The organism is Streptomyces sp. NPDC088097, assembly GCF_044741845.1.
Lineage (GTDB): Bacteria > Actinomycetota > Actinomycetes > Streptomycetales > Streptomycetaceae > Streptomyces.
The window spans coordinates 99271-109957 of the sequence record NZ_JBIUTJ010000019.1 but is presented as its reverse complement, the minus strand read 5'-3'; the positions used below and the strand labels follow the sequence as shown (position 1 = coordinate 109957).

The following is a 10687-nucleotide window of genomic DNA, read 5'->3' as shown; positions in this document are numbered from 1 at the left end:
CCCTCCGCCACCGTAATCAAAACCCGCGCCCCCGCCGCGGGGGCCGGGGCGGGGGCCGGCGCGGGGGGGGGCGGGGGGGGGGGGCCCCCCGCCCCGGGGGGGGGGGGCCCCGCCGCCGCCCCCCCCCCCACCGCCGTCTCCTCAGCCGTCAGCCGTCAGCCGTCAGCCGTCAGCCGTCAGCTGTCAGTGGTCCGGTCAGGCGGAACCGTTGCTCTTGATCAGCTGCTGGTACCAGAAGAAGCTGTCCTTGCGCAGGCGCCCGAGGTCCTTCAGGTCGAACTCCTCGCGGTCCACGTGAATGAAGCCGTACCGCTTGGAGACGCCCTGGTGGGTGGAGATCAGGTCGATGGCGGACCACGGGTGGTAGCCGATCACGTCGACACCGTCGGACACCGCCAGGCGCATCTGCTCGATGTGGGCCGAGAGGTAGGCGACGCGGTAGTCGTCGTGGACCTTGCCGTCCTCGACGGTGTCGTACCCGCCGAGACCGTTCTCGGTGACCATGATCGGGAGCCGGTAGCGGTCGTGGACATCGCGCAGGGTGGAGCGGAATCCGACCGGGTCGATCTCCCAACCGAACTCGGTCCGGGCCAGGTGCGGGTTGCTCACGGTGCGGAAGACCCCCCGTTCACCTACGGCGAGTTGCTGGTCCCCGCCCTCGACGGCGCCGGCTTCTCCTTCGAGGGGGGCGGCCACGGTGGCGGTGGTGTAGTAGTTCAGCGCCAGGAAGTCGGGCCGTCCGGCCGACAGCGTCTCCAGGTCCCCCTCCGCGATCTCCGGGGCGATGCCTTCGGCGGTCATCCAGGCCCAGGCGGTGGGGTTGTAGGTGCCGTACACGGCCATGTCGAGGTAGAGCCAGTTGCGGATGGCGTTGAAGTCGGAGGCGGCCAGGACGTCGTCGGGGTGGCTGCCGGCGGGGTAGACGACGGAGATGTTCGGCGCCGGGCCGATCTTGGCCGTCTGGAGCATGTCGTGGCACAGCCTCGTCACGCGCGCCTGGGCCAGCATCATGTGGTGGTTCTGCCGGTACAGCTCGCGCTTGGGGTTCTCCGAGCCGGAGCCGGAGCCGGAGCCGGAGCCGGGGCCGGGGCCGGCGGCGGTGGTGCCGATGGCTGCCCCGTGGAGGATCATCATGTTCTGCTCGTTGATGGTCAGCCAGTACTTGATCTTGTCGCCGTACTCCTCGAACAGCACCTTGCAGTACCGCTCGAACGCGTCGATGGTGACCCGCGAGGACCAGCCCCCCTTGTCCTGGAGGGCCTGCGGCAGGTCGAAGTGGTAGACGGTGAGGACCGGTTCGATGCCGTGCGCGAGGAGGGCGTCGAAGAGCCGGTGGTAGAAGGCGATGCCCTCGGGGTTCACCGGGCCGTCGCCGTCGGGGACGATCCGGCTCCAGGCGATCGAGAGCCGGTAGGCCTTCAGGCCGAGCTCCGCGAACAGTTCCACGTCCTGCTCGAAGCGGTGGTAGTGGTCCGAGGCGACCTTGAAGTCGGTGGTGCCCTCGGGGTGGTTGGTACGGGCGTCCTGGACGGAGGGTCCCTTGCCGCCCTCGTTCCAGGCGCCCTCCACCTGGTAGGCGGAGGTGGCGGCGCCCCACAGGAAGTCGGGGCGGAAGTCGGCGGGGGTCTTGTGGTCCATGGTGGAACTCCTCGGTGGTGGGGTGGGTCGTCAGGGGTGTGGTGCCGCTGGGAGGGGACCGGGTCCTGGAGCGGGGGCCGGCGGGACCCGGTCCGGTCGGGCGTGCCCGGGGGTGTCAGCCGGCCGCGGCGAGCGCCGGTTCCCGCTCCTGACCGGGCGTGGTCTCCGGGCCCAGGGAGAAGAGCACGGCGTGCGCCTCGACCTCGACCGCGGCGGTGGGGTACATCACGCCGGCGCCGGCCGGATCCACGACGATCACCATCGTGGTGGTGTCGTACCCCGCCCGTTGGACGGCGGCCAGGTCGACCTCGGTGAGCGGATCGCCCATCCGGATCCGATCGCCCTGGGCCACGGACGGGGTGAAGTGCTCGCCGGCGAGGCGGACGGTGTCGATGCCGATGTGAACCAGGATCTCGACCCCCTCGGGAGAGCGCAGCCCGTAGGCGTGCGGCATCGCGCTGACCACGGTGCCGTCGATGGGGGAGTGGACGGTGCCCGAGGTGGGAGCCACGGCCAGGCCCGTCCCGAGCGCGCCGGACGCGAAGGCCGGGTCCCGGACATCGGCCAACGTCACGACCCTGCCCTCGACCGGAGTGGCGACTTCGAAGACCCCACAGAGCGCGGCCGTCGAGTCCGAGTCCGATTCCGAGCCCGTGGTCCCGGTGTCTCGCGCCTCGGATCCCCCGGCGTCATCGGCACCCTCGGCGTCCTCGGGCTCCTCGGCGACGTCCTTGAAGCCGAGCGCCGTGGTCAGTCCGAAGGAGAGGACGGTGGCGACGCCGACACCGATCAGCTGGAGGGTGAAACTGCCGACTTCCAGGTAGGCGGAGAGCGAGAGCAGCCCCGGCATGATGTAGGCGGTCGACGCCGATCCACCCGCGGAGGCGATGCCGCCGCCGACCGCGCCCGCGATACAGGCGTAGACGAACGGCTTCTTCAGCCGCAGGTTCACCCCGTAGACGGCGGGCTCGGTGATGCCGGCCAGGAAACCGCTGACCGCGGCCGGGCCGGCGAGCTTCCTCAGACCGCGGTTGCGGGTACGCAGCATGACCGCGATGACCGCCGCGCCCTGGGCGGCCGAAGCGGCCACCAGGGGGCCGTAGAGCAGCGAATGCCCTTGCACGGCAAGGTCGTTGGCCATCATCGGGACCAGGCCCCAGTGGATCCCGAAAACCACCATGATCTGCCAGGTGCCGCCGAGGACGGCTCCGGCGATGGCCGGGCTCAGACCGAACAGCCAGCCGATCACGCCGGAGGCGCCCTGGCCCGCCCAGTCCGAGGCGGGGCCGATGGTGAGCAGGGTGAGCGGGACCATCACCGCGATGGTGAACATCGGCGTGATGAAGTTGCGCAGGCTCGAAGGCAGGACCCGGTCGAGGCCGCGTTCCAGGAAGCTCTGCACGTACACCGCGCAGATGATGGGGATGACGGAGGAGGCGTACGCGACCATCACCATCGGGACGCCGAAGAAGGAGACGCCCTCGCCGGACTCGGTCAGGGCGCCGATCGACGGGTAGACCAGGGACCCGGCGATGGCCATCGCCGTCCACTGGTTGGCACCGAACCGCTTGGCGGCGGTGACCGACAGCAGCACGGGAAGAAAGAAGAACACACCGTCACCGGCGGCGTTGAGGACCGTGAACTCCTGGGAGGTCTCGGCCACCAGCCCGAGCTTGGTGACCAGCACGATCGTGGCCTTGAGCAGGCCCGCACCCGCCAACGTCCACAGGAACGGTGTGAAGATGCTGGAGATGACGTCGACCAGCCGCGCCAACGGACTGCCGTGCCGCTCCTTCGCGGGGCCGGCGGGACCACCGGATCTCGCCGGACGGTCCGAGCCCAGCCGGGAGACCGCGGTGATCGCCTTGTACGCCGCGGCGACGTCGTTGCCGATGACCACTTGGAACTGGCCGCCGCTCTCGACGACGGTGATGACCCCGGGCGCCCGTTCGACGGCTGCCCGATCCGCTTTCGACGGATCCTTGAGAACGAAGCGCAATCGTGTCGCGCAATGACCCAGGGAATCGACATTGGATTCCCCGCCGACTCCTTCGATGACGGCGAGCGCCGTCTTTCCGTAATCCACGACAAGTTCTCCCTGCATCGCGCTGGGCTCGCCCGGAACTCCGTCGTCCCGAGTGACCTCAGTCTTGACGAGGTAAAGCGACGGCAAAGGAGGTCAAACGTCCCGAGGTCGCGCCGCGTTGGGCCCTGCTTCGGCGATGAGGGTGGACAACGCCTTGCCGCCCGGCGGCGGGACGCCCGGGGCGGGGGGCGGCGGGGCGCGGGGCGGCGAGGTGCAGGGCGAGGCGATGGCTTACGAGCGATCGGGACGGGCCCTCGCGCGCGCCGTGGTGACGGCTCGTGCCACGCTGGGCGGAAGGCCCGAAGGCCGGGCGGCGGTGCTCGGCCCCGGCGCGCACGGCGGTCGGACGATGCTCGATCATGGGGCCATGACACCCATCACCCACATGGACCTCACCGGATTCACGGAACAGGAGCCGGGGGTGTGGACGGACGCGAGCGGTCTCGTCCTGTCGGTTCACTTCTTCCCCCTCGTGCCGGACCTGCCCGCGCCCCTGGACAGCCCCGAGCCCCTCCGGTACGCCCTGGCACGGTCCGTCGCCGGCGCGGGAGCCGGACTGATCGAGGCGGTGGTGGGCCGGGTGGACACCCTTCCCGCCCTCCGACAGTTCGTCAAAGTCCCCCGCCCGAACGGTCAGGGGCAGGTCTTCCTCGGATCCTGGACCATCCCGAGGGCGGGCTCCAGCACCGTGGTCAAGGCGCAGGCCGCCGAGGGCGGCATGACGGGCCTGCGCGAGGCCGTGATCCTCGGACGCGTCGGCCCGGAGGCGTACTTCACCCCGCACCCGTACGGGCCGGACGTCACGGGCGGCCCGCCCCACCACGTCGCGGACCACGAGCAGTGGGACGCGGAGTTCCCCGACCACCCGCTCACCCGCGTACGAGAGGTCCTCGCGCGCATCACCCCCACCATCGGCCTGCACGAGACCTTCAAGACCCTCCCGCCCTTCGCCCCGCAGGCGGCGGCCGTACCCGATCCCCCCGCGCGCGCCACCGGCCCCCGCGGCTGGTTCCGTCGGAAGTAGACCGCCTCGTGCGGCGGCCCCCGCCGTGCGACGGTCCGGCAACACCGCCTCCCGCCGGGCCCGTCACGAGTGCCGAACGGCTCCCTGCGCGCGGGGCATGTCCGTGGCCGCTGGTAGCGTGCGCGACCGGCAGGAGAGATGACGAGGGGGGCGACGATGGTGCGGGAAGTGGCGTGTCACGAGGTCGACAGCGAGTACCTGGCACAGGCTCTCGACGACATCAGGACCCGGGCTTTCGGCCGTTGGCACGACCTGCGCTACGGGTACACGTCGGGCGAGCGGCTGCGCACCATGCGCGACGAGCTCCTTGACCACGTCGCGGCGGGGACCGCGGGGAACGCCCTGCCGGACCGGTCGACGCGCGCGGCGCTGCGGACCGCGGCGGAGTGCGACCTGGGCCTGCTGTCCGTCGGATGCTTTCCCAACGGGGACCAGGAGATCACCTTCTCGTTCCTCGACGAGAAGCTCAGCAGCGACGACCTCATCCTCAGCCGCCTCGCCAAAGTGGCCCCCAACGCCCGGACATGGGTCGACACGTTCGCGATCTGTACGTTCAGCGGCCTGATCGATGAGAGCCGGCGGATGGTCGCCCCGCTCCTGGTGGACGACTTCGCGCCCGAGATCCGCGCCGGAGTGCCCCACTCGGAGTTGATCTCGACCTCGGCCCCCGCGGACCTCGCCGAGATGGACGCGCTGTGTGCGTACGTGGCCCGGCCCCCGGCCGACCGGCCGCGCACCTGGCCTACGGCCCCGCTGTGCGCGCCGGACGCCGGGGAGCGGGCGCAGGCGGCCGCGAAGCTGGACGGGGCGGGCCCGCTGACGCCGGACCAGCGGCTGCTGCGGGTCCTCCTCGACGACGACCGGCCGGCCTTCGAAGCGGCCCTCGCGTCCCGCCTCGTCCAGCACCGGGACGGCCAAGAACCCGACCCGGCTCCGCGCACCCTCCTCCCCCTCGGCACCCTCGCACTGGTCACCCTCGCCCGACGGGTCCACGGATGGGAACCGGACGTACGGTCCGGGTACGTCCCCACCTCACTGCTGAGCACACCGACCGAATGACCTGCCGACGGCGGCCGGAGCGGGACCACGGTGGTCCGCTCCGGGTGTGCTGGTGCGCTTGAACACACACGGTCCGAGCCGGCAGGGCCTCGCGCCGGAGGTGCTCGTCAGGGATCGACGACGTGCACCGCGGGGTGGCGGTGAGGTCGCGGACATGGGTGTGGGGTCCCGTCCGGTCGGACGGGACCCCACGGCCGTTGCTGCGACTGTGCTGTCGTGCGCGTACTACCAGCGGTACCAGCGGCCGCTGCCGCCCTTGGGGCGGGCGACGAACCCGATGAGCCACAGGACCAGGACCGCGATGGCGATCCACCAAAGGATCTTCAGCGCGAAACCGGCACCGAAGAGGATCAGGACGAGCAGAAGAACGAGAAGCAGGGGAACCATGATTATCAACCTCCAAGGCGGCTTCTGCCCGGCACCTCTTCGGGCATGCGCTCGAAATTTACCTGTTTCTTATCGCCGCAGGCGGGAAGCCGATCCGGCCCGCACCGGAGATTTTGTGCGGACGAGAATTCCACCGGTCCGTTTGAGGATCTCCGGACGGGTCAGACGGATGGAGGCAAGACGTTGACCCGATTCTTTGGGAGTGATGGTTGTGTCGGCTGACGAGAAGAGCCAGGCCAAGGGCGAGCAGGCCAAGGGCAAGATCAAGGAGGCCGCCGGCCGTGTCGTCGGCAACGAGCGCCTCACGGCGGAGGGCCGCGCCGAGCAGGCGAAGGGCGATGCCCGCCAGGCCAAGGAAAAGATCAAGGACACCTTCAAGCACTGACGCTCCACTTCGTTGCGCGAAGCGCGTGGGCCCCCGGCTACGGCCGGGGGCCCACACGTGCGTCACGGAGTGCCTTCGCGCCGCCGTGGCCGGAGGCCCGTCGGGAGCGCCGCCCACCGGCGTCCGAAGCGGGCCGGACCGTGTGTCAGGTGCTGACGGTGGCTACGGGGGCGAGGCCGTAGGTGCGGGCGTAGCCGTTCTCCGTACCGACGAGGAGGTCGACGATCTCGAAGTAGCGGTCCCAGAAACGGGTTTCGCGCAGGGCGTCGATGAGCAGTTGGTAGGCCTGGTGGTCGTCGGCCTCCCACACCCAGACGTCGGTGACGCGGGTGGAGTAGAACTCGGTGTCGTAAAAGCGTGATCGGACGCCGGTGGTCTTGGCCTTGATCGCCGGGATGACGTGGGTGGCGAAGGCGTCGCCCCGTTCGCGGGGGGTCATGGCGAGCCATTCGGGCGTGGTCTTGATGAGCATGAACGCGGTGACCGGCGGTGCGGCTTCCTCGACGGGCATGACGGGTGCCTTTCAGGTGGCGGCCGGCAGGTGGCGGCCGGCAGGGGGTGGGTGGCAGCGACGTGGCGGGTGTTGTGTTCCGGTGGCCGAGTGGGGCCGGGGGGTCAGGAGAGGGTGGCGGGCTTGAGGGTTTGGGCGCACCACTGTTCGAAGGTGGTGGGGGAGGTGGTGTGCGGGGTGCGGGTGACGCCCGCGTCGAGGCCCTCGTTCTTGGCCCGCTTCATGTCCACCACGCCCTGCGCGAACGCTTCGTCGAGGCGGTAGCCGACGAGGGTGGCGTACAGCTCGTCGAGCGGCTGGCGCTCGTAGCGGACGGGGCGGCCGAGCTGTTCGGTCATGATGCGGGCCACGTCGTCGGGGGACAGGTCCTGCGGCCCGAGGACCGGGACGCTGTCCGTGCCGGTCCAGGAGCGCTCCAGCAGGAGGCCGGCGGCGACGGCCGCGATGTCGGCGACGGCGACCAGGGGGGCCTTGCGGGCGGCGTCGGCGGCGTCGGTGAAGACGCCCCTCTCGCGGATCGAATCGACCTCCTCCAGGAGGTTCTCGAAGAAGGACGCGTTGGCCAGGGCCCGGTAGGCGACCCCGGTGTCGGCGATGAGGTCGTCCATGGCCAGGGACGCGGTGACGAGCCCCGCGCCGCCGGCGACCGGGGTGCCGCGGCCGAGCGCGGAGACGCCGACGACGTGCCCGACACCGTGAGCGACGAGGCTCTTCGCGGCGGGCCGGGTGAAACCGCAGTACGCGTCGTCCGGGGTCATGGAGGCGTCCGGGGGGACGAGCCAGAAGACGGCGTCGGCGCCTTCGAAGGCCCGGTCGACGACCTCGGGGTCGCCGTGCGAACCGGTGACCACCTCGACGCGTTCGCGCACCGCGTCGGGCAGGCGGGCGGGGTCGCGCACGATGACGCGCAGCGCCTCGGCGGGGGTGGAGTCCAGCAGCAGGGGCAGGAGTCGGCGGCCGATGTTGCCGGTGGGAGCAGTGATGACGATCATGAAAACCTCGTGGGTCGTGCCGGATCGGTACGTCCCTCATCCTGCGGAGCCCACATTGTTGCCACAATGGGAACTCCAGCACAGGATCATTGCCCGAAATGGAATAACGCCCATGAGCAGCAGTTCCAAGCCGGTTGTCGACGCCAATCTCGCCGTGGCGCTGGACGCCCTGTTGTCCGAGCAGAGCGTTACCCGCGCCGCCGCCCGCCTGCACACGTCCCCCGCCGCCATGAGCCGCACCCTCGCCCGCCTCCGCCGCATCCTCCAGGACCCCTTGCTGGTGCGCGCCGGCCAGGCCCTGGTCCCGACACCCCGCGCCCAGGCCCTGCGTGACGAGGCAGCCGCGGTGGTGCGCGGCCTGGAAACCCTCCTCTCCGCAGGCGGCAGCGTCGACCCCGCCACCCTGCGCGCCACCTTCACCCTCCAGGCGGCCGACCTGGTGGGTGCGGCGTTGGCTCCCGGACTGCTGCGGCTGGCCCGGCAGGAGGCGCCCGGGGTGTCGTTGCGGTTCCGGGCCGAGGAGTTGGAGGCCGGACCCGCCCTGCGGGAGGGCCGGATCGATCTGGAGATCGGATCCATCGACCACGTCGACCCCGAGACGGAGGTCGAGGAACTGGTCACCCTCCGGATGGCGGCGGCCGTCCGGCCCGACCACCCCCTCACCGAAGGGACGCTCACCCCGGACCGGCTGGCCGCCGCCGAACACGTCGTCGTGAGCCGCCGCGGTCGCTTCACCGGCCCGCTGGACACCGCCCTGGCCGAGCGGGAGCTCCACCGGCGGGTCGCGGTCGTCCTTCCCGGCCACATGGCCGCCATGGCCCTCGCCGCCCGAAGCGACGTCGTCTGCCTCGTCCCCACGGCACCTCGCGGGGCCGCCCCTTCCCCCCTGACCGACGTCGCCACCCATCTCGGCCTGCGACTCCTCGACATCCCGCTGCCCCTGCCGCCGCTGACCATCGGCATGGCGTGGCACCCCCGTCACGCGGCCGACGCGGGCCACCACTGGCTGCGCGAAGCCGTGCGCCGGACCCTGCGCGCACCGGGAACGTCGATCGGGTGACGGGGCGGGCGCCGGTGCGGGGTGGCGGGGCGGGTGACGGGGCGGGTGACGGGCCCGCTCGCGTCACTGCTCCTGCGGTGGCTTGCCCTCCGCCGCCGACACCTCGACGAACTCGACCTGGCCCTTGGCGTTGAGGCGCAGGATCGGGACGGCCTTGTTGCGCGGATTGCCGTTGTTCTGGAAGGAGATGAAGCCGCCGGCCCCGGGCACCTGCTGGCTGCCGTCCATCTGGTGGAACATCCGGGCCACCGCGTCGCCGACGACCTGACCCTGCCAGCGGGCGGCCATCTGGATGCCGTGGGCCGCCGCGAGGACCGCGTCGTGGCCCATCAGGGCCCCGCCGTCCTCCCGGGGGTCGCGCGGGAACCACTGGTCCAACAGTCCGCCCGGCTGGAAGTTCTTCGCTGACGGCGCCGATACCGTCTGCGGCGCCGAACGGTACATGTCGGGGTGGGAGAGACCGGTGTAGAGGACCTCGATGCCCGTCCCGGCGGCCCGCGCGAGCTGCTCGGGGCTCAGGTTGGTGGTGTCGTCCCCGGTGAACACGGTGAACCGCTGGTCGGTGCAACTGCGGTTGGCGAGCGCGTCGAGGAAGTGGGTGAGGTGCTGGCCGCGTCCCGCGAAGTAGACGAGTTGCGGGCGCTGCTGGCACAACTGGCCCGGCATGTAGCGCAGTTCGTTCTGCCAGGCGCTGCTGACGGACGAGTCGTAGGTCATGCGTTCGGCGACGAGCTTGTGCTTGTCCCCGTCCTGGAACGCCTTGGTGAAGGCGGTGCCGAGGGTGGAGGCGTAGAGGTCTCCCTTCGCCACGTCCTGGATGACGACGGCGGTGGCGATGCCGTGCCGCTTGAGGTAGCCGGCGCCCGCGTACGCCTCGTCCTCGTTGGTGGGCGCGATGCGTACGAAGTTGTCGATGCCCTGGATGTTCGTGGCGGTCACGGTGGCGCCGACCATCGCGATGCCGTGTTCGGAGAGCCGCTTGATCGCCGCGAGGTTCTCGTCGTTGCTGGGGCCGAGGCCCGCCACCGCGACGAGCCGGTCCGGGGCGTCCTTGCGGGCCACCAGCTCGTCCACGGTGTGCTTCCACTGCGTGGACTGACTGCCCGGATTGGCTATCAGCAGGCGGATCTTGGGGGTGGCGGCCAGATCGCCCTGGTTGTGTCGGTACTGGGCGAGGTAGGCGCCCTGGAGTTCGTGGCGGACGCCCTCGGCCGAGTTGCTGTCCTCGGCGGTTCCGGTGAAGGAGGTGAAGTAGGCGACGCTGACGTACGGTTCCTTGTCCGCGTTGGCCAGGACCCGGCGGTTCTCCTCCTCGATCTTGCCGCTGACGGCGTCGAGGTCCTGGGCGAAGACGTAGGAGCCGTCGGACACGCCCACGCACTCGTCGCCCGGGCCCATCTCGACGACCCCGTCGGCGCACCTGGCCTGGCGGTCCTGCAACCAGCCGACACCGAACCAGAGCGCCGCGACCAGGACGACGGCGGCCGCGGTGGCGAGCACCACGCGACGCACCACATGGAGGGGCCATTCGATTCTGGCCACGTG

At 71.0% G+C, this 10687-nt stretch carries 10 protein-coding genes; 4 read left to right on the top strand and 6 right to left on the bottom strand.

Annotation, left to right across the window (positions count from 1 at the left end; genetic code table 11):
* Positions 1-195 precede the first annotated feature (195 nt).
* Together ACIOD1_RS32390 and ACIOD1_RS32385 are read right to left on the bottom strand one after the other, a co-directional pair.
* Positions 196-1638: a glycoside hydrolase family 1 protein gene (locus ACIOD1_RS32390; protein ID WP_401906417.1), complete on the bottom strand. Its 1443-nt coding sequence runs from the start codon at positions 1636-1638 to the stop codon at positions 196-198.
* Between the two features lie 115 nt (positions 1639-1753).
* Positions 1754-3724 carry a beta-glucoside-specific PTS transporter subunit IIABC gene (locus tag ACIOD1_RS32385; RefSeq protein WP_401906415.1) on the bottom strand — a complete coding sequence of 657 codons (1971 nt, stop codon included), beginning with the start codon at positions 3722-3724 and terminating at the stop codon, positions 1754-1756.
* Positions 3725-4091: 367 nt separating this feature from the next.
* Here ACIOD1_RS32385 and ACIOD1_RS32380 point away from each other — a divergent pair, with 367 nt between their 5' ends.
* Both ACIOD1_RS32380 and ACIOD1_RS32375 read left to right on the top strand, forming a co-directional pair.
* Entirely contained in the window at positions 4092-4748 is a 657-nt protein-coding gene (locus tag ACIOD1_RS32380) for a hypothetical protein (RefSeq protein ID WP_401906413.1), read from the top strand.
* A gap of 156 nt (positions 4749-4904) precedes the next feature.
* Positions 4905-5807 carry an immunity 49 family protein gene (locus ACIOD1_RS32375; protein ID WP_401906411.1) on the top strand — a complete coding sequence of 301 codons (903 nt, stop codon included), beginning with the start codon at positions 4905-4907 and terminating at the stop codon, positions 5805-5807.
* A gap of 225 nt (positions 5808-6032) precedes the next feature.
* Here the strand turns inward: ACIOD1_RS32375 and ACIOD1_RS32370 are convergent, their stop codons facing one another.
* Positions 6033-6194: a hydrophobic protein gene (locus ACIOD1_RS32370; protein WP_365628131.1), complete on the bottom strand. Its 162-nt coding sequence runs from the start codon at positions 6192-6194 to the stop codon at positions 6033-6035.
* Between the two features lie 205 nt (positions 6195-6399).
* On the opposite strand from ACIOD1_RS32370, the gene ACIOD1_RS32365 reads away from it, so the two are divergent.
* A complete protein-coding gene (locus ACIOD1_RS32365) occupies positions 6400-6579 on the top strand; it encodes a CsbD family protein (RefSeq protein WP_401906408.1) in 180 nt (59 codons plus the stop codon).
* Between the two features lie 145 nt (positions 6580-6724).
* Here ACIOD1_RS32365 and ACIOD1_RS32360 read toward each other — a convergent pair whose 3' ends face one another.
* Both ACIOD1_RS32360 and ACIOD1_RS32355 read right to left on the bottom strand, forming a co-directional pair.
* Entirely contained in the window at positions 6725-7090 is a 366-nt protein-coding gene (locus ACIOD1_RS32360; protein WP_401906405.1) for a darcynin family protein, read from the bottom strand.
* Between the two features lie 104 nt (positions 7091-7194).
* Positions 7195-8082: an NAD(P)H-binding protein gene (locus ACIOD1_RS32355; protein ID WP_401906402.1), complete on the bottom strand. Its 888-nt coding sequence runs from the start codon at positions 8080-8082 to the stop codon at positions 7195-7197.
* A gap of 112 nt (positions 8083-8194) precedes the next feature.
* Here ACIOD1_RS32355 and ACIOD1_RS32350 point away from each other — a divergent pair, with 112 nt between their 5' ends.
* The gene (locus tag ACIOD1_RS32350) at positions 8195-9142 is read left to right on the top strand and encodes a LysR family transcriptional regulator (RefSeq protein WP_365628120.1); all 948 of its coding nucleotides are present in this window, start codon (positions 8195-8197) and stop codon (positions 9140-9142) included.
* A gap of 63 nt (positions 9143-9205) precedes the next feature.
* On the opposite strand, the gene ACIOD1_RS32345 is transcribed toward ACIOD1_RS32350, so the two are convergent.
* Positions 9206-10684, bottom strand: a complete 1479-nt coding sequence (locus ACIOD1_RS32345) for a branched-chain amino acid ABC transporter substrate-binding protein (protein WP_365628117.1) — start codon at positions 10682-10684, stop codon at positions 9206-9208.
* Positions 10685-10687: the final 3 nt, after the last annotated feature.